Source organism: Cryomorpha ignava (assembly GCF_010686655.1).
Lineage (GTDB): Bacteria > Bacteroidota > Bacteroidia > Flavobacteriales_D > Cryomorphaceae > Cryomorpha > Cryomorpha ignava.
The window spans coordinates 103,387-127,104 of record NZ_JAAGVY010000010.1 but is presented as its reverse complement, the minus strand read 5'-3'; the positions used below and the strand labels follow the sequence as shown (position 1 = coordinate 127,104).

Sequence of the window (23,718 nt, the reverse complement as noted above, 5' to 3'; positions counted from 1 at the left end):
ATAAGCAGAGCTCTTCTGTATTAAAAATGAAACGATATGTTTTCCTCCATTCTATAGAAACATCTACTTTTCTACAACTAATTTCTGCGTACTTGACTCGTTACCAGATTTGGTATTGACAAGGTATGACGAATTGTATATTTGTTTCCTTGTGCCATTGTCATTATAATCACTAACCAAATATACGTTTTGGTTTGAGTTGGTTATTTCACTTTCAAGATTCTCAATTCCTGACGGCATAGGAGAGTTCGGGGTAAAAAATTCAATTTCAATCCCTACATAAGTTTCGGTTTTATCATACTTGAAATCAAGGGTTCTGTTCAATGCAATTTCAAGTGCCTCATCTAGTCTGATTTGTAAGTTAAGTGTATTAGAAAAATTCGTTTCATAATACCCCCAACACCCCAAAACTTCGTGAAATTGAGTTTGTAAAGGAGATTCATCCAACTCTACATGAATTAAAGGATGCGGTGTCATCAATAGTGCTACTTGTCCGAGGACTTTATTGTAAACCGGAAGTGAATATAGTGATAAGTCTGTCATAATAGTAGCCCCAACCAAATTGATTGTCAGAGGGTAATTCGGCTTTCTCTGTAAAAGTTACACCCCCCGGTTGATTTAGCTGTGGTCCATTTTGAATCTGCGTATCTTCAATAGTTCCCTTGTAGTATGTTTCTGAGAAAGTAGCAATTGGAGATGTCGGTTTTACAGGTGCGGTTTTTTTTGGGAAAAGTTCCATATTCAGATAATCAAATCCCAATCCTACTATACCTTTGATTAATCCATTTAGCGCATCTTCTCCCGTTTGGGCAATTGTACTCTTGAGTTTAAACTTTCGTTCTGCTTCTTCCACTTCTTTCTTAACCTCCTCTAAGGTTAAGCCGGCCATTGTTGAATCTGTCTTTACGGAATCCACAATAAAGTCAATTTCAGCAAAACTGACACCTTGATCTACAAGTGGCTTGCCTACTTTACTTAGAATGGCTTGAAGGATCCTATTTGAATTTGATGAGTTATATTCAGCAAGATCAGATTTGTACTTTATCAACTGCTTCCGATATTCCTCAAGCATATCCGACATTTTGGTGTAAACCCGCTGTCCTGGCTCGTAATTGTCAGTATTAACTTCAGACATGTTGAAAAAATCTTCGGTTAAACTTGCAGATGTAATTGGCTGATCTACAGAAATACCTCGCGACTGTAAATCAATGTTTAAAGTTTGAATTGTCGAGAAAACGAATTGTAATTTGCCTGGAGTTGCAATATTGTTTGAGTCTGCTTGACTTGAATTGGTTTCGCGCATGCAAATACATGGATCAAAAGCCATCTGAAAATCGGCAACAAGCCAGTTTGGAGAGGAAGTAGGTTGCAGGCGAGGAGACCAGTGGACAATTCCAGAAGTTACTTGGTCTAAAGGAGTGTCATAATTTAAAATACTTCTTAAGATTCCTGAAACTCCAGTAGTAATTGATATTTGATCAAATTGAAGGCCTATTAATACTTCCTGATAATTCGGCTGCAAGTTGTTTTTCCAAACATTTGCAAATAGTCTAAGTACCCCTCTGTATCTATTGTACAGCACAAAATATGGTATATTTGTTGGGTTTGGATTGTGAAGTATATTATTTTCACCAAAAACGGATCCTGACGCTAGACCCACTGCACTGGAGCCATTAGGATATTTACCTAGATTCATCCATAATAATTCCCAACCGTCTTCCCAATGAAAATCTCGGTTGTTAGTAATCGCACTTTGGGCATGGATAAAAGTGTAATCACCAGATTGGACAAAAGGATTATTCATTGGCAGGGTGCTTGATGTCACTAAATTATGTTCCCAACCTTCATCGAGATTTATTAGATATTGCAGATTCCCAGGAGGATACCAGTTAAATGCGTTGAGGTATGGATTTATGCTATATGGTGCATTGGCTCCATACCACTCATTTGCTAGATTCATAAATTCATTATTAACTGGGTTGAGGGGATTTGTTGAAATCTCCTTCTCACATTGGGAAAACAGATCAGTATTGCTAATTAATAGAATCAATAATAATAAGGAAGTTCGGTTGGTGTGGGGCATGGTTAGTTGAGTTTTCTGGCATTAACTACAAAGTCAATTAGGTATAATCTATATTCAATCTTGTAAACATCAGGAGAATCTTGAGGTAAAATGAAGCCTCGTGGGTCGGCAGAAGCAGATCCATTCATATACCCAATACTGTTCACGCCAATAAGTCCGTAATGAGTTGTCTCTCCCAAATTGTGAAAGTTCACTTCTATAAATATAGAACTCGACTCATAAACCAAAGCATCATTGCCTTCGGTATCGTAGAGACCGAAACTAAAATCAAATGAATCGGTTTCATTTTCAAAAACACCTCGAAAATTTCCATAGACAGCTAGTTCATTTACGTATTTGATTAAGTAGTAAGTTCTCGCCAATGAATCACGTCCTGTAAGGTTCGTAAAACAGGTCGAATCTACCGGGAATTCAATTACATGACTCACGGTGATATACACTGGTCTCTGATTGGCGGGAATATTGTGCGTGCGTGAAAAAACCGGATCGGATATTACCTCTGCTCCGAGAGACCATGTATGTGTGTAGATGGAGCTATCGTGCAGAGCTGAATATCTTACATCTTTATAAAAAACAGAGTCGTCTCTCCCAAATATAATTCCATTACTTGTCAGCACACCTTCCTGCATTGCAAAATCAGCGGTAGGTTCGGTGATTGAAGTACAGGGATCGTAATTAGGGCAAGCGGGATTTGCAGCATCACAACAAGGTGCTTCTTGATCGTCATCAGGGTTGCATGAAGAAAATCCAAGAATGAGACAGCACGCCAATCCAAATTTAAATATTTCATTTAAATATTTCATAACCGTATTTTATTTGGCCAATTTGGCCAATTTGGCTTTTAATTCCTCAATTTCGGTCTGCTGTTGTAGGAGATACAGTGTAAGTTCCTCCACTTTTTCAGTAAGAAGTCGTATCGTTTCTCCTGTGGCTAGACCTTCTTCTTTTACCTTATCTGCTATAGGCATTTTAGGTAGGTGTCCGTTTTTATTAATAAAATTACCAAGTTCATTTAATGGCATCAACTCATAATGATCTGTAAATACATAATCCGGCCAATCGGCTTTTAGTTTAACATACATTTCTTCTGCAATCGAAGTCCCTTCAATATATAAGGAATGCGTTTCGTCCGTATTTTCACTAATATAAATCGAACCTTCAACATAGAGTTGATGGTTATCAAAAAAGTTCTCTGTATTGATTCCAACACGACCGTTTTGCGTTAAAGTCATTACCGTCGTGTTGGTGTTTATATTTCGAAATCTGAAATTTTTATTACCGTGTCCTCGCCAGTTCATTTCAGGCTGAAGACTTGAAGTTGGTACTGCTAACCCCACAGAATAATTCTGGGTTTGATATACAGTTAATGGTCCCTGAACAGAAACCTGATCCGAATTAAGGGTTGCCGCCAAACCAGAACTAACCTTCCCTGACTTATCTACCGTAAATACAGTTTGTATTTTTGTGCCAGTCTCATCTACGCTGTTTGCCTCTATTGCAAATAAAGAGATCCCATAAGTGTTTCCACCACCACCGTTAGGTAGTAAATGTCGTTGCATATCAATACGAAGTGCTGTTTTATCCTCGCTTTTATCGTTGATGTGCAGGCGTGCATCCGGTTGGTCTACATCTATTCCAATACCATAACCACCTGTTATGGAATATATAGCTTGACCCTGGGTGTAAAGCTCAGCTGGTGTTTGTGCGCATAGAAATAAGGGAAAAATCAGGATAATACTGGAAAGGAAAACTTTTTTCATGACGATCAGGTTAAAGTGAGCGGCAATATAATTGGGATAATTTATTTATGGAGAACTAAAATATCCTATAGAATGAAATGTTAAAGAGTTTTTAATTACTTTAAGAACCGTCGCATTGTTTCCAAAATACGTAATCCTACTTAACGTCTCAAGGTAGAATAATTATTTTACTATTGAAGTGCTAACAGTATAAAAAAATTAAAATTAATGCTACTAAAAATCAATTAAACCGTTTTTTTTTTTTTTTATGAGTTTTTGAAATAGGAAGCTTGTAATTACCTATTCTTCTCCTTTTCCTCCGTTTCTTCGGTTTGAAGCAAGGTAAGCTTTACACGCTTAATCCGTCTTTTGTCGGCAGCTTCTACCGTTAGAACATAATTCTCGAAATTCACCTTTTCGTTTTTCACCAAAAGTCGACCCGATAATTCAAGCATAAAACCGGCAAGAGTATCAGATTCTCCTTTGGCTTCTTCAAAATTTTCGCCAGAAATATCCAGAATCTTATATAAATCTACGAGTGGCGTCTTTCCTTCAAAAATGTAATTCTGCTCGTCGAGCTTTGAGTAGAAAATATCTTCATCGTCAAATTCATCAGTAATATCACCTACAATTTCTTCAATAATATCTTCGAGGGTTACAATTCCAGATGTGCCGCCATACTCATCTACCACTACAGCCATGTGGACTTTACGAGATTGAAATTCCTTGAGCAGGTCGTCGAGCTTCTTGTTTTCGGGAACAAAGTAAGGCGCACGTAAGAGGGTTTGCCAGTCTAAATCGGTGCTTTCAGAATAGGGGAGTAAATCTTTGAGATATAGAATTCCTACCACTTGATCAAGCGATTCTTTATAAACAGGAACACGGGAAAATCCTTCATCAAGGAGTTCGTCCATCAGTTCAGCGTAAGATGTGGTAAAATCAAACGAAACCATCTCTGTACGCGGTTTCATAATCTGCTTTACATCCGTATTTCCAAAACGTACAATTCCTTTTAAGATTTTTTCTTCATCGGGAGTAGTTTGCTCATCTTTTGTAAGCTCCAGTGCGTGCTCCAGTTCATCTACAGAGTAATCGCTCTGACGTTTTTTAATCCGTTTGTTTATCAAATTGGTGCTGGAAATAAGTAGAGAACTTATCGGATAAAAAACTTTGAGCATAACCGTGAGCGGAAGAGCCATAAGCATAATTAGCCTCATGGCATTTGAAGTGGCATATACTTTTGGAATTACCTCGCCCAAAAGGAGAAGCAAAAAGGTAACTACGCCCACCTGAATAGCCACAGCGACCCAAGGAGGATATGCATCAAAATTAAACCCACCAATAAGAATAAAGGAAGATAAAATTACGATGGCAATGTTTACAAAATTGTTGGCAATAAGTATTGTAGCAAGCAATCTGTGCGGTCGGTGGAGTAGCGCCATTGCTCTATCTGCAGAGCCCGATTTTTCATTCTCTAAGCCGTCCATATCTGTAGGGCTTAAAGAAAAATAGGCTACTTCTGAACCAGAAATGAGGGCAGAGCAAATCAGTAAAATCACCGATGCCAGAATCGCTATTCCTATTTCGATGCTTAGCGGCTTAAAAACCGCAAGAAGGGTTATTGCAAAGTTAAAACTGGGAGGTTCCAATAGGCTTTAGTTGGTTCGCACTAATTTATTAGAAGGGTAGATCATCGTCAGAATTATCAGAGTCGGCGTTTCCCGATGAAGCTTGCTGCTGTGGCTGGCTTTGCGGATTGCTTCGCGTTGCCGAAGATGAATCACCGGAAGAGCTTCCTCCAAGCATTTGCATATTGTCCGCCACTATTTCGGTTGAGTATTTTTCTACTCCTTCTTTATCTTTGTAAGACCGCGTGCGCAATTTTCCCTCTATGTAAACTTTATTGCCTTTGGTAAGATATTTTTCGGCTATTTCGGCAAGTTGTCTCCATAAAGTTATGCTGTGCCACTCGGTTTGTTCTACACGGTTTCCTTCTTTATTGGTATAAGATTCTGAAGTGGCAAGGCTTAAGCGACAGACTTTTACGCCACTTTCCAACGTTCTCACTTCAGGGTCGATACCCAGATTTCCGATTAAAATTACTTTGTTAACTCCTGCCATAATATCATTTAAAAAAAGAATGCAAATATAATGCAAAATTAAGGGCAATTACACCAAATCTATATCCTCAAGATATTTATGGATAAGCCTTGGAACCGCAATTGAATCTACCCCTTGTTTTGCCACGCTGAAATATACGGATTTCTCATCTAAATTACCAGAAAATTTGTAATTCCAAAAACGCGCTATGATGCGCTGATGTGAAAGTAGGTGTGTGTATTGTTTGGCGGGCTGCGCCGGAAGCGATTTTAGGGTAATGTTTGGAAAATTTTCTTTTACATGTTTAGTTAAATATTTTTCTACCGGTTCTTCCATACCTTCTATTGATGTAAAATCGTGTAACCCCTGCCAAATATCTTTTCCGGTTCGTTTCTTGAAAATAAAATCGTTTTCAGATTCCAACACAGCATAATCGATATGTCTTACGACCGCCTTTTTGGCTTTTAGTTTTACCGGCCTTTCGGCGATGTTTTTTCGGAGCCGACTCAGGCAATTATACGCCAGCGGGCATCTTTCGCAATCGGGATTGGAAGGTTTGCACACCGTAGCGCCCAATTCCATTATCGCCTGATTGTAAATGTCGGGTTGTGATTTGCTCAGGCATTCATCTGCAATTTGCTGAAATTCCTTTTGTCCCTCGCTGCTATTAATAGGAGTGCCTATATCAAATACCCGCGATAGAACCCTGCTCACATTACCATCTACCACTGCGTGTGGCAATTTAAAGGCAAAGCTTGAAATGGCAGCAGCGGTATAAGGCCCCACACCTTTAAGCTCTAAGATATCCTTATAAGTGTTGGGGAATTTTCCATTCAGCTCGTCGGCAATATATTTCGCCGTAGCGTGCAAGTTTCGGGCTCGGGAGTAGTAGCCCAATCCCTGCCACATTTTCAAAACAGTGTCTTCGTCGGCTTTTGCTAAAACTTTAACATTTGGAAATGTTTCGATAAACTTCAGGTAATAAGCCATACCCTGATCTACACGTGTTTGCTGCAAAATAATCTCTGATAGCCATATTTGATAAGGGTTGCGTGTATTTCTCCAGGGTAGATCTCTACCATTTTCTAAGTACCACAAAATCAAGCGTTCATCTAATTCCATCGTGTAAGACTCTATAACTCATAGATTAAAAAGGCGAATTTAGCGAAATTGCCTTTTATACATAGGTTTAAACCTATATCTTTGCACCGTAAAAATCAAATAATTACAAATTCACGTTAAGCTTAAAAAACTATGACAAAAGCAGATATCGTTTCCGAAATTGCCGAGCAAACTGGTATAGAGAAAGTTGCAGTGCAAACCACTGTGGAAGCATTTATGAATTCAGTAAAAAAATCACTAACTTCTGGTGACAATGTTTACCTACGCGGTTTCGGAAGTTTCATTGTAAAAGAAAGAGCAGAAAAAATTGGACGAAATATTTCTGCCAAAGAACCAATCGTTATTCCAGCACACAATATTCCTGCTTTCAAGCCTTCAAAAACTTTTGTAGAGAAAGTAAAGAAGAATGTGAAAGTTGGTAAGAAAAAATAAGAATGAAATTCGGTATCCGAACGACCCAGATTATTCTGGTTTTGGGTGCACTTATCCTAATTACCGGGTTGGTTTTGGCTCCACGCATCCCTGCTGAAAAGCAGTTGCAAGCCGAAATCAACCCGGTAAATTTAAAGTTGCAACAAGCCGCAGCCATGGTTCAAAATGGTGAAAACCCTATGCAGGGTATAGCCATGATGCGCGAAATTCTTGAAGAAGATTCAACAAATGTGGATGTTCATTGGCAACTTGCACAATTTTCATTAACTTCGCGCCAAATTGAGAACGCGGCCTTTCGTTTTTCGAAGGTCATTGAGTTTGACTCTGAACAAAAATATCCTCAGGCATATTTTTGGTTGGCACAAACTGAATTGGAACTTGATCATAAAGAAGAAGCTATTGTGCTTCTCGAAAAATATTTAACCCTGGAAACCGATACAGTAGTCATAAATGGTGTGGCACAAATGCTGGAAAAGTTAAAGCAGGATATACATTAACGAAATTTAAATAACGAATTATGCCAAGCGGTAAAAAACGCAAACGCCATAAAATGGCTACGCACAAGCGCAAAAAGCGACTCCGTAAGAATCGCCACAAGAAAAAGAAATAAGCTTTAGAAGCATTTTCTATTTTTTTAGTGAAACAGCCCACAATTGGCTGTTTCGTGGTTTTAGGTACTTAACACATTTATCGTGAATCTTGAGCTTGTAATTAATGCCAAGGCCAACGAAGTTGATATTGCCTATCTGAAGGATAAAGTCCTAACGGAACTTCACAAAGAAAAAGGAAGCCAGGATTTCGCCGTAGGCGATGTGTATCTTGGTAAAGTACATCGTGTAATACCCAGCCTCAACGCAGCATTTGTTGATGTAGGTTACGAAAAAGATGCCTTTCTTCATTATCTCGATCTCGGTCCTCAATACCGGTCGATGAATAAATTTGTGAAGCGAACTTTGGCCGGAAAGCAGGAATCTGCCGATCTGACCAAATTTCCGACTGAAGATGACATAGATAAAAACGGTAAAATCAACGATGTGGTTTCAGGTAGCCAGCACATTCTTGTGCAGGTTGCCAAAGAACCCATATCTTCCAAAGGCCCTCGGTTAACATCCGAAATCACCCTGGCAGGCCGGTACATAGTACTCGTGCCTTTTGGTGATAAAATTTCACTTTCTCAACGTATTAAAAACGTAGAAGAAAGAACACGTCTTAGAAGGCTGCTGCAAAGCATTAAGCCTAAGAATTTTGGCGTGATAGTACGCACCGTTGCGGAAAATAAAAAGGTGGCTGAACTGGATGCCGACCTCCGCGACCTGCACAATAGATGGAAAAAAATCCACGAAAATTTGAAAACTGCCAAGCCGCCGAAACGCGTGCTCGGTGAGTTGAATAAGACATCTACGGTGCTCCGCGATTTGCTTAGTGCCAGCTTTACCAGCATACATGTAAACGACAATCAAATCGCTGAAGAAATTAAGGATTACCTCAGAAAGGTTGCGCCCACACAGGAGAATATTGTGAAACTTCACAATAAAGAAGATCTCTTTGAAACATTTGGTGTAAACCGGCAAATTAAATCAGCCTTTGGTAAACAGGTTAACCTGAAAAGCGGTGCTTATCTGATTATAGAGCACACAGAAGCTATGCACGTTATAGACGTAAATAGCGGAAGTAGGAAAGGTGGAGAACGCGGGCAGGAACAAAATGCCCTTGAAACTAACCTTGAGTGCGCTGAGGAAATAGCTCGGGTATTGCGCCTGCGCGACATGGGTGGTATTATCGCAGTTGACTTTATTGATATGGGTCAGCGAAGTCATCAAAAGCAGCTCTACGAAAAACTACGTGAGTGCCTTAAAGACGACAAAGCAAAGCACAATGTATTGCCTCCGAGCAGATTTGGGGTTGTAGAAATAACCAGGCAACGTGTGCGCGAGGTAACTGATATCTCTACCGAAGAGAAATGTCCTTGCTGTGAGGGTTCCGGATCTATTCAAGCATCTGTACTTATTACAGATCAGATAGAAAATAATCTTCGCTACATCGTAGAAGAGTTTAAAACGAAACGGATCGTACTTAAAACCCATCCTTTTATTGCGGCTTATCTCAAGGCAGGTCTCATCTCTACACGCAGAAGATGGAGCATGAAATATAAAGTTAATCTCAAAGTACAGGAAGATCAGGATTCTTCATACCTGAACTTCAAATTTTTCAATGAAAAAGGCGAACCTATCGATTAGGGTTTGCAATTAAAAAAATATCGGGCTCCGCTACATGTTTATGTTGCGGAGCTTTTTTTTTGGGAGGATTTCACTGATTTACTGCGCTTTACTTGTTGAAAAAGGTTGCCACTAATGCACGAATAAAATAGAATTAGTAAGTGATTTAATTCCTTTCATGCACATCATCATGGTCAATCAGATTCTAAATCTTCATATTAAAAAAAGGGCCATTCGTGCATTACCTCCGGTGAGAACGCTGCGCTAAGTGCGTGGCAAAAAAGAATAAGATTGCCACCAATGCACGAATAAAATAGAATTAGTAAGTGATTTAATTCCTTTCATGCACCTCATCATGGTCAATCAGATTTTAAATCTCCCTATTAAAAAAAAGCCATTCGAGCAGCACTCGTGGCCAAATTTTTCTCTAGTGCTTGATTGTTCCGGGAATTAATAAGCCTATTAAAACTTATCATCAACAAGGTGATCAATTACATCGCGCTCTTGAGTTGCACCAAATCCCACGATGTCTTTATAACATGAATAAATTACTCCATATGTAAATGGAATAGTAATAAATAAACCTAAGCCCAAAAAGAGTGCACCAACAAGATTAATAAAACCGAGTACAATTATTAACCCGAAAAAACTAAACCACTTTTTATTGACGATTTCCGCACTGGTTTTGATAGAATCCCAAAATTCAAACTTTGCGAAAACAATAAATGCTGAACCAAAACTAAGGGCTACCACCAACCATATACCCGGCAAAACAAGAAGCAAGAAAGCTAAACCTACGAGCAGACCACTTACTAATTCATACAGAAAGAGCTGAAGCCAATAATCAAAAGATTTAAAGAAATCTCCAATTTCCACAGCATTCGTTTCATCCAATTTTTTGATTCCAATATAATATCCAGCCATCAGGACAGGTCCTACTATCACTCCGCCTATAGTTCCCACAATTGGAATCAAACCAATAACAATCGATACGCCCAGCACGATAAGCGTGTATAAGACCAATTGCATGGGAGCCTTGCGAAAAAGATCCCAACCTTGAGAAAGGTATTGTTCGAAATGAAATTCATAACCTGTATCACCGATTTTTTCAATCCTACTCTTTTGATCTACAATTTCCATAACTTATTTTTTTGTGGTCTAATTTAGATGATTCCGCGAGACTTAAGCTCAAGGTACTTATTTATTACATCGAGCGATAGTTCACGCGGGGTACTTACCACAGTTTGGATACCGTGTCGAATCAACTTTAATGAGATTTCCTGTTTCTCACTCAAGTGCTGGGTGGCTAAGGTAGATTGATAGATTTCAGTTACCGAACTGCCCGTATTTTTTGCACGTATTTCTAGCTCTTCGTCTTTAAAAAGAATCATAACCAGTAAATGCGATTTGTTTATTTTGCGCAATATTGGCAAGGCTCTGTCGAGCATATTTATATTTTCAAAATTGGCGTAAAGCAATAAAAGGCTTCTGCTTTTGATAATGCGCTGAATAGAGCGGTATAGCAATTCATAGCTCGGCTCCATCTCGCGCTCTTTTTCGTGGTAGAGCGATTCCAAAACTTTTTGAACCTGGCCGGTGCGGTTTTCAGCCCTGAGAGCAGTACCTATTTTATCTGAAAAGGTAATAAGGCCTACCCGGTCGTACTTTTTAAGGGCTACATTGGCTATCGCCAAACTACTGTTAATGGCATAATCGAGATAAGACATATTGCCAAAAGACATTTTCATTGCACGCCCTTTGCTGATGATGCAGTACATATTCTGGCTGCGCTCTTCCTGGTATTGATTTACCATAAGCTCACGCGTCTTTCCGGTGGCTTTCCAGTTTATATTTCGATAATCGTCGCCCTCTACGAACGGTGCAATTTGCTCAAATTCATAGCTTTGGCCAATGCGCTTGTACCTTTTCGCACCTTGTTGTGTCGAAATTCGGCTAAAGGCCAGCAGCTCGAGTTCGTGCATTTGCGCAATGCTGGGGTATACCGGAATTTCTTGAGCAATGGGAAGAACTATTTTCCGGCGCACAAAGTGAATCGGGCTTTCTACCAATAAATTTAAATTGCCAAAAGCGTAAACTCCCCTGTTTATGGGTTTTATGGAGTACGAAAGGTTATTGATTCCCGGATTGAGCCGGGTTTTGATTTTAAAGCTTCTCTCCTGAAGTTGCACAGGTAGTTCATCAATTACCTGCGCGTCAATGGGTATGGTGCCGCGATAGACAATGCGCAAATGAACGGTTGATTGATCGCCAAGTCCGAGAATTCTTCCTGTTTTCCTGTCGGCAAAAAGTTTTTTAATACTGCTGTAAAGTAAAATAGCGTCGGCAATGAGTGTGGCGATTATGAGAAAGAGAGCCAGTTTTGCAATAAGGAAAAGCACAGGAAAGCTAAAGCCAAATGCAAACAGCAATATCACTGCAACTACTGAAGAAAAAAGCTGCGGAGTAAAAAAGAAGGACGAGAGAAATCCTTTATTCATCGCGGCACTTCTACTTTACGCAGCAAACCTTCCACAATTTCCTTTACAGAAACGCCTTCAATTTCGCGCTCATAACTAAGTATAAGCCTGTGGTTGAGCACAGGATATGCAGCCCGCTTAATATCATCGGGTGTTACAAAGCCGCGACCTGCCAATAGTGCAAGTGCTTTTGAGGCTTTCATAATATTTATAGAGGCTCGCGGCGATGCACCCAGGTATAAGTCGCTGTTATTTCGCGTATGCGAAACAATTTCAGCAATGTAGCGGAGCAACTCATCTTTAATAAAAACGGCTTCTACCGTCTTTCGATAGCGCACCAGCGTGGCAGCATCGATTACAGGGACTACATGGCTTTCGTGTTCGCCATAAAAATCAGTGCTAAAGCGTTTTAACATGGCCTCCTCTTCGTTTACATCGGGATACACGGCGATAAGTTTAAACATAAACCTATCGAGCTGCGCTTCGGGAAGTTTGTAGGTGCCCTCTTGCTCTACAGGGTTTTGCGTTGCAACCACAAAGAATGGTGGAGGCATTTTATACGTTTCGCCATCAATGGTAACCTGCTCTTCTTCCATAACTTCCATTAGGGCAGCCTGGGTTTTTGCAGGGGCTCGGTTTATCTCGTCAATAAGCACCACATTGCTGAAAATAGGCCCTTTTTTGAAGTAAAATTCAGAGCGTTTCATATCAAAAATCGTCGTTCCTACAATATCGGTAGGCATCAAATCGGGCGTGAATTGAATCCGGGTAAAATCAGCGGCAATGCAGCGAGCCAATAGTTTGGACATGAGCGTTTTGGCAATTCCAGGAACGCCCTCAAGCAGCACGTGGCCGTTTGTAATCATGGCGGCTATCATCAGCTCAATGGTTTCGGTCTGACCAATAATCACTTTTCCAATCTCTGCTTTTATTTTCTGGATTGATTCGCGGATTTCTATGGCTTCCGCCGATAGGGAATCGGGAGGACTAAACTTTTCAGTATCAACCGTGCCGATAGATTCATCTGTTTCAATATTTGTATTTATCGGCTGATTTTCAATGGTTTCAGATTCCGGCTTCGGTGTTTTATTCTCTTCGTTTTCTAAGGACATTTCTGATAAAATTCTTTGATTTGATCTATAATATTCTTGAACTCTTCATCGCTCAAGGTACTGTTATTTTTTGCGCGCTCAAGCATGACCAGTGTTTGCTTGAGGTACTCTGGAGTCATTTGTAAACGCTGTGCCGCATCAATGTAAAAACCTTGATCAGGATTGTTGAAATGAAGCCTGTACTTGTTTCGCAAATGCCGCTTAAGCAATTTTTCCTGAATGCCGATGATGTGCTTGTGGTTTCCTTCTTTTTGATAAAGCCGGGACACCACGTCGAGGTAATTGGCTGTTTCATTTTCGGGAAGGGTAAAAACCGGAATGGACTTTTGAGAGCGGCGAACGGCGTTAAAAACGTAAATGATTGTAAGCGCAATAATGAGATACCATGCCCATTTAAGCGGTGGGTTTGAAAGGATAAAGCGCAATGGACTCTCTGAAACCGGAGGTTTTTTGCTGTAATCAGGCTCTGAGTATTCCGGGTCGAGATAAAACATTTTTTGATGTGGAATAAGATCAAAAATATTTTGGCTATGTGCGAAGACATCCTTATTTTTGAAGTGGAAATTGGTGAAAATTAGAGGCGTGGTATGCAGATAAATCGCTCCATCGCCATAATCAAATTTTACAAAATTGGTGTAATTTTCTCCAATTGCCTCAAAAGATCCAAGGATTTCAAATTCTTCGTCGGGACAGTTTTCAAAATCAAAATATGTCCATGCAAATCGCTCCTTATCTTCTCTGATCATATAAGAAATACCGGGACTTTTCTCTTCGCCATTTACGCTGGGAAGAATAGTTTTCGCACGCTTTTCATTCGCTGAATTAAAATTCTCGGTAACGCACGACGGACGCAAAGCTTCCAGCATTTTTGCCGGTTTTATGGTGCTGATAAAAACTTGGTTTCCATTGCGTGCGGTTTCCAGAAGTTTAGAGATTTCTATTGAATCGATTTCAAAATAAGGGTCAATAGACACCACCAAGCCGTTTTGTAGCTCCAGAAATGTAGAATCTGAATAGAGGTTTTTTATTTCGTGGAAGTTGGCGGGCAGGTACGACGCGGCAACAGTTTTCTTAAAAAGGCTTAAGTCATATGGGTTTACGCCGTCTTGCTGAAATGATGGATTCCAGTTATAGCGATCTTCCTGAGTGTAAATCAGTAAAGCGATCAATGCGACTACTACGGCTATAATACCGAATGCGAGAGGGGCGCTGCTATCTCTTCTCAAGGCCTTCGTTGTTTATGAAGTTTATAAACTGCGGCTCGTAGGCTTGAAACTCGGAAGCCTTTACCGTTGTATCGCCATACCAGCTATACTCGTGAATAAGGGTGAGGTGGGCAAAATCATTTGCAATTGACCCTGTTTCAATTTCATCTAAATATTCTCTATTGGTTTTATCGACCTTGGTTTTTACCCATCCGTTTTCTCCTAATTTTTTAAGCGAAATCTGGTATAAAATACGCAGACACTCTCTGTAATCGCCGACTTCTTTGGCCTTTTGAAAATGATCCCAAAGCAATTCAAGCGGCGAAAGGGCGGTGGGTATTTTTTCATTCGGACTTGAGATGCTTTGATCTTTTTTATCAGACTTTTTCGGGGCTTTGGTTTTCAAAATCAGTTTTACAATCAAAACGATTAAAATGATTACCAAAAGAATTAACCCGGTAATTTTGAGCATTTCTGCCCATACGCCAAGTCCCAACGGAGCAACCGGTGGTGCGTTGAGCTGATCGGATTGTTGCACGGGTGCCTCATTGTAATCCAGTCCTTTACGTAGGTCGTCCCATTTTTCGGGATCGAGTTTCATGTTCAGCAGAATTTTGCTTCCGCAGCATGTAGCGAAATTATGAATGGCAAAAGCGATATGGAAAAGAATACTACTCACGCTCCATACCATAAGCACTGCGTTTTACGCCTATTTGCATCACTCTTTCAGCCAGCTCTTCTGCCTCACGCGCCTCTACCGCCGAGAAGTATTCCATAATTTGACCCGATAAAATAAGGGGAATAACTAGCGCCAATCCAAGTTGATTGATAAAAAGCAAAGACAACATGGCGAGTTGCTGCTTGATATAAGCGTCGGCTTCAATATTCCATTGAATGATTTCTACATAAAACCAGGTAAATGGAGAGTCGAGTAAAAATATCAGTAATACCGATATCAGGGCAAGCGATGCGAAAGTGATAAAAATATGCCGCTTTGTGCCGTTCAAAAGGGCGAGCATTCTGCTAAACGCTTTTGGAAGTGAGCTTCCTTCAATGGCTGAAACGGTCATCCAAAAGCTCAAAAATGGAATAGCGATTATTCCGAGCGATGCTGCCAGTGCATTTCCCGAAAGGAGGGTTAACTCAAAGAGTGCGACAATAAAAGCGATTTTTAAAAATAGCGTAAAATTAACCGCGAGTCGATCGCCCAGCTTGTCTGCCATACTTTTTTTAAATGCCAAAAAACTAAGCCAAAGCACCGCAGAAACAAGAATGAGGTTGGGAAAGAATATTTGCGGAAAGCGGTTATAACTGTGAAACTGATAGAGATTATACAGCGAAAAGGAGTCAAAAGCTATCTTATCGGTTTCCTGGCTTCCACCCAGCGCCCAAAACACAGCAGTGTAGAGAAAAGACAATCCCACCGCGGCAATGAGCAGTTTAAAGAATAATTTTCTGAAGACCACGAAAGAAGCGGTAAAAATTTCGCGCGTTTTGCGCAAGATTCGAATGTCGAGAGGTTGCTCCAACTCAGGAATAAGTTGATCAGTATCGTAGGGCAATACATTGGCATTGTGAAATTTACGCCAGGGATACCACCAAAAATAGAGGGCGATAAAGGCAAAGCAGAGGATAATAAATGCGGCTCTAAAAAAATCTGGAAGCTCTGTGAGTCTGGTGAAAAAGCCTTCAATAAATGCGGCGACCATAAATACAGGAATAAGGCCGAGCATAATTTTAATAGATCGCCTGGCACCAATCTGAAAGGACTGTAACCGCGGCAAAGTACCCGGAAATAAAATTCCCCTCCCAATGGTCAATCCTGCGCCCCCAGCTATTACAATAGCAGATATTTCGAGAGCGCCGTGCATCCAGATGGTTAAAAAGCTTTCTTGAAAAAGCGATCTTTCAATAAAAAAATACTGAAAGGTACCTACCATTATGCCATTGTAAAGCAGAATAATAAGTGTGCCTACACCAAAAAATGCTCCTAGAATATAAGTTCGGAAGGCGACGAGCAAATTATTGTAGGTAATAGAAAAGAACATATCAATCTCGCCCGAAGATTCGTAAACAGCCATCGGTTCGCCGTTTTTAATATTGTCTTCGGTCATATTTACATACCGCTCGCCGAGAATTACCTGAGCAAAATCAGGCTCATGCACGCTCGATAATACCCCAATCATCATAGATGCGAGAAAAAACAAGAGCGAAACATTCAGTTCTTTTCGTGCACGATATAGCGCAAGCGGAAGACTGTCTGTCCAAAAAGAGGCGAAACTTTTCCAGCGGCCGCGGCGGTGTTTGTACAAGCCCAAATAAACCGTTTTAGCAAGCTGGTTGAGGTAAACCCTGATGCTTCGCTTGTTATAATACGTACGTGCATACGACAAGTCACTGGTGATTTGATTGTACAATTCACTCAGCTCGTCTGGGTTCGATTTCACTTCTCCCGAAATTAATCGTTCAAACCGACTCCAATTTTCTTTATTTTGTTCTACGAAATCTTTCTCGCGCATAGCGTTTACAAGAACTGCTAAAGTATTTAATTTATAGAGATGAAGAAAATAAGTATTCGAACAGCACAAAATATTTTAATTGACTTTCAAGTCGCACCTCTAAGTCACCGCATTTTGGCCTTCCTGATAGATATAATTATTATCGCTGCTGCCACAGGTCTTTTGGCGATTTTTTTGCTTTCAATCGATGCCTATTTCGTCTATTTTTTACCAATTGTCTTCATTTTCTATACACCTGTATCGGAGATGACTATGAATGGACAGACTTTCGGAAAAAGAGCCATGCGCACCCGGGTTGTAAATGTAAATGGAAAGGAGCCAACCGTTCTGGATTTTCTAATCAGATGGTCGTTCAGGCTTATCGATATTTATTTTACAGTGGGGTCACTCGCGGTTATTTTTATCAGCACAACCGGCAGAGGACAGCGATTGGGCGGTATCTTGAGCAATACGCTGGTAGTTAGCCTGACCAGCGAGATGGAGCTTTCGCTAAATGATATTTTACGTATAGAAGATCGTTCGAGATATGAGCCACAATACACTGATGCATATCGCTTTAGCGAAGATGAAATGCTAACACTAAAATCGGTTTTAGATCGGTATAGTACGTACCACAATACGGCTCATAAAAATTTAATAGAGGTGGCGGCGCAGCGTTGTGCAGATGTTTTGGGTATTAAAAAGGTACCCGACAATAAGTTTGATTTTCTCAAAACGGTTTTAAGAGATTATATCGTACTTACGCGGAGCTAAATGGGCGAGGAAAGAAAATATCCGCCTTTCGAAACCCGCGATCGCATTCGCAAATGGTGCGATTTGCAAGAGCGCGCACATTCTGACGTGGCAAAAAAGCTTTATAGCTGGGGTGTTTACAGCGATGAAATAGACCAGATTATTGTGGAGCTTATTTCTGATAATTACTTAAATGAAGAACGCTTTGCCAGAGCTTTCGCCAGAGGCAAATTCCGGATAAAGAAATGGGGCTGGAAGAAAATTGAAATGGAGCTAAAGCGAAAAAAAGTAAGCAAATACAGCATTGCACTGGCAAACCAAGAATTAGATGACGAAGACTATCTGGGAACGTTAAAAGAAATTATAGAAAAAAAACGGAATTTTGTAAAAGCCAATTCAGACTGGGAATTAAACCAGAAGTTAATTCGGTTTGCATTGGGCAAAGGCTATTCTTACGAAGATGTTCAAAAAGTGATGGGAGACTTCTAAATACTTCTATAACATTGGCAAATCACGACATCAAACAATCAGTAATTCTTCCTACTTTTGCGCCATGATAAAAGCAGAACAACTCAACGACTTTGTCGGGCGCCTGGAAGCGTTAAGGGGGTATCTTTGACATCTCCGGTAAACTTATTGAAATAGCTGAAGAAGAGAAGCATACGCTTAATCCAAGCTTTTGGGACAGACCAAAGGAAGCGGAAAAAGTGGTTAAACAAATCCGAAATAAAAAGATTTGGACGGATGCTTTTGCTGATGTAAAAACACAACTTGAAGATTTACGGGTTCTATTCGACTTCTATAAGGAGGGTGAAGCAGACGAATCTGATGTGATGGAACAATATAAAATTGCAGAGAAGGCACTTGATGATCTGGAATTTAAAAATATGTTGTCATCTGAGGAGGATGCGCTAAGTGCGGTGATGCAAATAACTGCAGGTGCAGGAGGTACAGAGAGTTGCGACTGGGCATCGATGCTTATGCGCATGTACATTATGTGGGGCGAGAAATCGGGCATGAAGGTAAAAGAGCTCGATATGCAAGAAGGTGATGTAGCAGGAGTAAAAACCGTAACGCTTGAATTTGACGGCGAGTTTGGCTTTGGCTATCTCAAAGGCGAAAATGGCGTGCACCGCCTTGTACGCATTAGCCCGTTTGACTCAAATGCCAAACGGCACACCTCATTTGTGTCAGTCTATGTATATCCGCTTGTTGACGACACGATAGAGATTGATATCAATCCGTCTGAGATATCATGGGATACTTTTAGATCTGGCGGAGCCGGTGGACAGAATGTAAACAAGGTGGAAACTGGAGTAAGATTGCACCACAAGCCTACAGGTATTGTCATAGAAAATACTGAATCGCGCTCGCAGCTTGGCAACAAGGAAAAAGCCATGCAGCTTTTAAAATCTCAGCTTTACGAAATAGAAATGAATAAAAAGCTTGAAGCGCGAAGTGAGATAGAAGCTGGAAAGAAGAAAATAGAGTGGGGCTCGCAGATTAGAAATTACGTATTGCAGCCGTACCAAATGGTGAAAGATGTAAGAACGGGAATGGAAACTTCGGCTGTGGACGATGTGCTGAATGGAGATATTGACGAGTTTCTGAAGGCCTACTTAATGGAACATGGAAAGTCCTGATTTTTAGAATATGAATACTGCCAATTTGCACAAAAGAGGTGTTAATTTGGACACATAAAATGACGTGCTAACGGCACGATCAAACGATAATATGCCAGAAGAATACCAGATTTATCACAATCCGCGATGCAGCAAGAGTCGGCAAACTTTGCAAATCTTGCGCGATAATGGCGTGGAACCGACTATTATTGAGTATCTTAAAGATACGCCAACTGCAAAGGAGCTAAAAAAGATTTTGACAAAGCTGCATTTAAAACCGAAAGACATATTAAGAACCGGTGAACAGATTTACAAAAACCAATTCAAAAATATGAGTTTCACCGATGCCGAATGGATCGACATTATGGTAGAAAATCCAATACTTATTGAGCGACCTATTGTGCTGAAAGGAAATACGGGTGTAATTGGTCGCCCACCCGATAACGTTATCAAATTATTTTAAATAATTATGAATTACCGAATAGAGAAAGATACAATGGGCGAGATTAAAGTTCCCGCTGATGTGTATTGGGGAGCCCAAACAGAGCGTTCAAAAGAAAATTTTAAAATCGGCCCCGCCGCGAGTATGCCCGTAGAAATTATTCACGGTTTTGCCTACTTGAAGAAAGCTGCTGCCATCACAAATTTCGAACTGGGCGTACTTGCCGAGGAAAAGAAAAATGCCATAGCAGCGGTATGCGACGAAATTTTAACCGGCGACCTTGACGACCAATTCCCACTGGTTATCTGGCAAACAGGATCGGGTACACAAAGCAATATGAATGTGAATGAAGTAATTGCAAACCGTGCCTTCGTGAAAAATGGCGGCAAGCTAGGCGACGAAAATAAATACATCCATCCAAATGACGATGTAAATAAGTCGCAATCGAGCAACGATACTTTTCCTACAGCTATGCATATTGCTATTTACAAAAAAGTAGTAGAGCAAACTATTCCGGGGGTTACTCAGCTTAAAACCACCCTACAGGCCAAGTCAAATGCCTACCTCGATGTAGTTAAAATTGGACGAACGCACTTGATGGATGCTACGCCGCTTACTCTTGGTCAGGAGTTTTCAGGGTATGTGTCTCAATTAGATCACGGCCTTCGCGCACTCAACAATACTTTAGCTCACCTGAGCGAGCTTGCTCTTGGTGGCACCGCTGTTGGAACGGGGCTTAATACTCCCGAAGGGTATGCCGTGAATGTGGCCGAAGAAATAGCAAATCTTACAGGTCTTCCTTTTATAACGGCAGAAAACAAATTTGAGGCACTTGCCGCGCACGATGCACTTGTAGAAACGCACGGCGCATTGAAACAAATTGCCATCTCACTAAATAAAATTGCTAACGATATTCGGATGCTGGCATCTGGCCCGCGCAGCGGAATAGGCGAAATTCTTATTCCCGCCAATGAACCTGGATCTTCAATTATGCCCGGAAAAGTGAATCCTACCCAATGCGAGGCGCTTACTATGGTAGCAGCACAGGTTTTTGGAAACGATTCTACAATAGGTTTTGGTGCGGCTCAAGGCCAATATGAGCTTAACGTGTTTAAACCCGTAATGGCTGCAAACGTGCTTCAATCGGCTACTTTAATCGCCGATGCTTGTGTGTCTTTTGATGTGCACTGCGCTCAGGGAATAGAGCCAAACAGGGAAGTGATAAAACGTCATTTAGATAATTCGCTCATGCTCGTTACCGCACTTAATACGCACATCGGTTATGATAAGTCTGCAAAAATTGCCAAAACAGCTCACCAAAATGGAACTACCCTAAAAGAAGAAGCCGTAAATCTGGGTTTCCTCACGGCAGAGCAGTTTGATGAATGGGTAAACCCTATGGAAATGACCGGTTTGTAAAAACGAAGAGGATTAAAATTAAAAAAGGGCAGAATTTTCTGCCCTTTTTTTATATCAATTTGATGGTTGGTCAATCTGCGACAGCCAAGTGTGATAAAACTATCAATCCTAATCTATACGAAATGTCCGTTTTTATTCATTTTCAAATCATTTACAATCTGCTTTATTTTTTGCTCATCAGCTTTTGGACAAACAAGTAGTACATCATTTGTATCAACCAATATGAAATCATTAAGGCCTTGAATAACAACGAGTTTTTCTTCAGGTACACTAATCATATTGTCAGAGCAATTGCTTAAAACCACATTTTTGCCTACTACGGCATTATGCTCTTTGTCCTTTTTAATTTGAGTAAAAAGTGAACCCCATGTGCCCAAATCGCTCCAGCCAAAATCGCTTAAAACGACATTAACATTTTTAGCTTTTTCAAGAATTCCGTAATCTACTGATATACTCTCGCTCATAGAGTAAACTTTCGAAATGGCTGCCGCTTCTTTATCTGTTCCCAGCGCAGATTCAATATCAACAAAAAGATCATTCACTTCCGGGAGGTATTTCGCGAAAGCATCTAAAATCGAATCAATTGTCCAAATAAAAATTCCCGAATTCCAATAAAAATCACCACTGTGAATAAATTCACGGGCAAGTTCAATATCGGGTTTCTCTGTAAAGGTTTTTACTTTTCTTACTTGCTCGAGATCAGAATCGGGATCTTCTTCAAACTGTATGTATCCGTAACCGGTATCGGGGCGAGATGGTTTTATTCCGAGAGTAACCAGATTTCCTGAATTTTTAGCCTGTGTTAGTGCGCAGTCAATCGTTTTGTTAAATGCAGATTCTTTAAGCACCAAATGATCTGAAGGTGCAACGATCATTACCGCGTCCTTATTTTCTTTACGTATGCGGTGAGCGGCATAGGCTATGCAAGGTGCTGTATTCCGCCTGCTGGGTTCAAGTAAAATATTGGCATCGTCTATGCCTTCTAATTGGCTTGAAACCAAGTCTTTATAAATACTGCTTGTTACAATATAAATATTTTCCTTCGGGCAAATATTCAAAAAACGCTCAAAGGTTTGTTGAATAAGCGTGGTTCCCGTACCGAGAATATCGTGAAATTGTTTTGGAAATGAGGTGCGACTCATGGGCCAGAACCGGCTGCCGATTCCTCCGGCCATGATTACACAATACACATTTTTATTGTCCATTATTTAAGTTAATCTGTTTATAGCGTTTCTTAGTTTATCAGTCACCAGCTTAATTTCTTCCTTTTTACTGGTTCCCACACTCAGTCTGTACCATGGGTTTCCGGCTTCGGCTCCAAATGCTGTAAATGGAACCAGAGCAATTCCGGCTTCGTCAAGCAAATAGGCCGTGGTATCTTGTACTGTTTTTATTTCGTGACCAGAGTCTGTTTTACGACCCACTAAATCTATTTTTACAGTGAGGTATATCGCTGCTTGTGGTGCTATTACGTCAACCGGAAGTCCATCGTTGTGCATGGTTTTAAAGCTTTCGTAAAATGCTTGTAAGCGATCGTTTAGTTCAGCTTTAAAATTATGAAGATATTTGTCAACCTCTACTTCATTATTTAGAAACTTGGCAGTAGCGACTTGTTCAGGCTTAGGTGCCCAAGCACCCAAATGACCCAAAATAGATTTCATTTTATCTATGATAGTTGGCGGCCCAAATGACCAACCAACGCGAACTCCGGTAGCGCCATACGCTTTACTTATTCCATCAATATAAATGGTGTAATCACGCATTTCGGGTACAAGGCTTACAGGATCGTGGTGTTTTGTATCACCAAAGCATAGCTGCCAGTATATTTGGTCGTAAATCACATAAAGCGGTTTCCGAATACCGGCTCTGCGTTGATTTTCAGCAATTACTAATTCGCAAATATCTTTTAATTGTTCTTTCGGAAAAACGGTACCTGTAGGATTTAGCGGAGAACAAAGCGCAATAATTCCCGCATCGGCTATATGCGGTTTTAAATCTGCAGCAGAGGGCATAAAGTTATTTTTGGCGGAAGCTACTACCGACACTTGCTTGCCACGACTTAAGGTAGTGTAGTGATTGTTGTTCCAGCTCGGCACAGGAAATAGAGCGTTCTCTTCCGGATCTAAAATGGCCTGAAATGCGGCATAAATTAAAGGTCGTCCGCCTCCTGCAATCAAAAACTCTAACGGTGAATATTTTAAACCTTGCTTCTTTTCAATAAATGCAGATAAACTTTGGCGCAATTCCAAAATTCCATTCGACGGGGGATAATTAGTCTGCTTTGCTTTGTAAGCATTGATAATTTCATCTTCCAAAACCTGTGGAATGGGAAATATTTTAGGATCAAAATCACCAATTGTAAAATTGTATATGGTTTGTCCGGCTTTAATCTTGTCTTTTATTTCGCCGGCAAGCTTAATTATTTCAGATCCTTTCAGCTCAGTAGCCAGCAGGCTCGCCTTTCTCATTTCAATCCCGGTAGTTGTGTTATCCATATT

Annotated in this window: 23 protein-coding genes; 8 read left to right on the top strand and 15 right to left on the bottom strand. The window is 40.5% G+C overall.

What is annotated here, in order from left to right:
- Positions 1-63: 63 nt before the first annotated feature.
- The 7 genes from G3O08_RS07800 to mutY all read right to left on the bottom strand — a co-directional run bounded on the left by G3O08_RS07800 (position 64) and on the right by mutY (position 7,044).
- Complete coding sequence (locus G3O08_RS07800; protein WP_163284583.1) at positions 64-543, bottom strand: hypothetical protein; 480 nt, start codon at positions 541-543, stop codon at positions 64-66.
- The gene (locus G3O08_RS07795; protein ID WP_163284581.1) at positions 503-1,960 is read right to left on the bottom strand and encodes a hypothetical protein; all 1,458 of its coding nucleotides are present in this window, start codon (positions 1,958-1,960) and stop codon (positions 503-505) included. Before G3O08_RS07795 ends, G3O08_RS07800 begins: the two co-directional genes overlap by 41 nt.
- Positions 1,961-2,085: 125 nt before the next feature.
- Positions 2,086-2,886 carry a hypothetical protein gene (locus tag G3O08_RS07790; protein ID WP_163284579.1) on the bottom strand — a complete coding sequence of 267 codons (801 nt, stop codon included), beginning with the start codon at positions 2,884-2,886 and terminating at the stop codon, positions 2,086-2,088.
- Positions 2,887-2,895: 9 nt separating this feature from the next.
- Entirely contained in the window at positions 2,896-3,843 is a 948-nt protein-coding gene (locus G3O08_RS07785; protein WP_163284577.1) for a hypothetical protein, read from the bottom strand.
- Positions 3,844-4,118: 275 nt separating this feature from the next.
- On the bottom strand, positions 4,119-5,471 hold the full coding sequence (gene gldE / locus G3O08_RS07780) for a gliding motility-associated protein GldE (protein ID WP_204336810.1): 1,353 nt from the start codon (positions 5,469-5,471) through the stop codon (positions 4,119-4,121).
- A 28-nt stretch (positions 5,472-5,499) separates the two neighbouring features.
- Positions 5,500-5,943 (bottom strand): single-stranded DNA-binding protein, encoded by a 444-nt coding sequence (locus G3O08_RS07775; protein ID WP_163284575.1) that lies wholly within the window; start codon positions 5,941-5,943, stop codon positions 5,500-5,502.
- A 48-nt stretch (positions 5,944-5,991) separates the two neighbouring features.
- Positions 5,992-7,044 (bottom strand): A/G-specific adenine glycosylase, encoded by a 1,053-nt coding sequence (gene mutY, locus G3O08_RS07770; RefSeq protein ID WP_163284573.1) that lies wholly within the window; start codon positions 7,042-7,044, stop codon positions 5,992-5,994.
- A 132-nt stretch (positions 7,045-7,176) separates the two neighbouring features.
- Here mutY and G3O08_RS07765 point away from each other — a divergent pair, with 132 nt between their 5' ends.
- The 3 genes from G3O08_RS07765 (at position 7,177) to G3O08_RS07755 (ending at position 9,713) form a co-directional block, all read left to right on the top strand.
- Entirely contained in the window at positions 7,177-7,476 is a 300-nt protein-coding gene (locus G3O08_RS07765; RefSeq protein ID WP_163284571.1) for an HU family DNA-binding protein, read from the top strand.
- A gap of 2 nt (positions 7,477-7,478) precedes the next feature.
- Positions 7,479-7,973: a tetratricopeptide repeat protein gene (locus G3O08_RS07760; RefSeq protein WP_163284569.1), complete on the top strand. Its 495-nt coding sequence runs from the start codon at positions 7,479-7,481 to the stop codon at positions 7,971-7,973.
- Between the two features lie 195 nt (positions 7,974-8,168).
- The gene (locus G3O08_RS07755) at positions 8,169-9,713 is read left to right on the top strand and encodes an Rne/Rng family ribonuclease (RefSeq protein ID WP_163284567.1); all 1,545 of its coding nucleotides are present in this window, start codon (positions 8,169-8,171) and stop codon (positions 9,711-9,713) included.
- A 441-nt stretch (positions 9,714-10,154) separates the two neighbouring features.
- Here G3O08_RS07755 and G3O08_RS07750 read toward each other — a convergent pair whose 3' ends face one another.
- The 6 genes from G3O08_RS07750 to G3O08_RS07725 form a co-directional block, all read right to left on the bottom strand.
- Entirely contained in the window at positions 10,155-10,832 is a 678-nt protein-coding gene (locus G3O08_RS07750; protein WP_163284565.1) for a hypothetical protein, read from the bottom strand.
- 23 nt (positions 10,833-10,855) lie between these two features.
- Positions 10,856-12,190, bottom strand: coding sequence for a DUF58 domain-containing protein (locus G3O08_RS07745; protein WP_163284563.1), 1,335 nt, complete (start codon positions 12,188-12,190; stop codon positions 10,856-10,858).
- On the bottom strand, positions 12,187-13,281 hold the full coding sequence (locus G3O08_RS07740; RefSeq protein WP_163284561.1) for an AAA family ATPase: 1,095 nt from the start codon (positions 13,279-13,281) through the stop codon (positions 12,187-12,189). The genes G3O08_RS07745 and G3O08_RS07740 overlap by 4 nt, the downstream gene beginning before the upstream one ends.
- Positions 13,272-14,507 (bottom strand): DUF4350 domain-containing protein, encoded by a 1,236-nt coding sequence (locus tag G3O08_RS07735; RefSeq protein WP_163284559.1) that lies wholly within the window; start codon positions 14,505-14,507, stop codon positions 13,272-13,274. The genes G3O08_RS07740 and G3O08_RS07735 overlap by 10 nt, the downstream gene beginning before the upstream one ends.
- Positions 14,494-15,087: a DUF4129 domain-containing protein gene (locus G3O08_RS07730; protein WP_163284557.1), complete on the bottom strand. Its 594-nt coding sequence runs from the start codon at positions 15,085-15,087 to the stop codon at positions 14,494-14,496. Before G3O08_RS07730 ends, G3O08_RS07735 begins: the two co-directional genes overlap by 14 nt.
- A 70-nt stretch (positions 15,088-15,157) precedes the next feature.
- Complete coding sequence (locus G3O08_RS07725; RefSeq protein WP_163284555.1) at positions 15,158-17,005, bottom strand: stage II sporulation protein M; 1,848 nt, start codon at positions 17,003-17,005, stop codon at positions 15,158-15,160.
- Between the two features lie 39 nt (positions 17,006-17,044).
- On the opposite strand from G3O08_RS07725, the gene G3O08_RS07720 reads away from it, so the two are divergent.
- The 5 genes from G3O08_RS07720 (at position 17,045) to fumC (ending at position 21,220) form a co-directional block, all read left to right on the top strand.
- The gene (locus tag G3O08_RS07720; protein ID WP_163284553.1) at positions 17,045-17,758 is read left to right on the top strand and encodes an RDD family protein; all 714 of its coding nucleotides are present in this window, start codon (positions 17,045-17,047) and stop codon (positions 17,756-17,758) included.
- Positions 17,759-18,226: a regulatory protein RecX gene (locus G3O08_RS07715; RefSeq protein ID WP_163284551.1), complete on the top strand. Its 468-nt coding sequence runs from the start codon at positions 17,759-17,761 to the stop codon at positions 18,224-18,226. It begins immediately after the preceding gene.
- 64 nt (positions 18,227-18,290) lie between these two features.
- A protein-coding gene (gene prfB / locus G3O08_RS07710; protein WP_163284549.1) for a peptide chain release factor 2 occupies positions 18,291-19,380 on the top strand; the annotation gives its coding sequence in 2 pieces (ribosomal slippage) (positions 18,291-18,353 and positions 18,355-19,380; 1,089 coding nt in all).
- 91 nt (positions 19,381-19,471) lie between these two features.
- Complete coding sequence (gene arsC / locus G3O08_RS07705) at positions 19,472-19,822, top strand: arsenate reductase (glutaredoxin) (RefSeq protein WP_163284547.1); 351 nt, start codon at positions 19,472-19,474, stop codon at positions 19,820-19,822.
- A 6-nt stretch (positions 19,823-19,828) separates the two neighbouring features.
- Positions 19,829-21,220, top strand: coding sequence for a class II fumarate hydratase (gene fumC / locus G3O08_RS07700; protein WP_163284545.1), 1,392 nt, complete (start codon positions 19,829-19,831; stop codon positions 21,218-21,220).
- Positions 21,221-21,333: 113 nt separating this feature from the next.
- On the opposite strand, the gene G3O08_RS07695 is transcribed toward fumC, so the two are convergent.
- Positions 21,334-22,425 carry a mannose-1-phosphate guanylyltransferase gene (locus G3O08_RS07695; protein WP_163284543.1) on the bottom strand — a complete coding sequence of 364 codons (1,092 nt, stop codon included), beginning with the start codon at positions 22,423-22,425 and terminating at the stop codon, positions 21,334-21,336.
- A 3-nt stretch (positions 22,426-22,428) separates the two neighbouring features.
- Positions 22,429-23,715 (bottom strand): pyridoxal phosphate-dependent aminotransferase, encoded by a 1,287-nt coding sequence (locus tag G3O08_RS07690; RefSeq protein WP_239541059.1) that lies wholly within the window; start codon positions 23,713-23,715, stop codon positions 22,429-22,431.
- Positions 23,716-23,718: the final 3 nt, after the last annotated feature.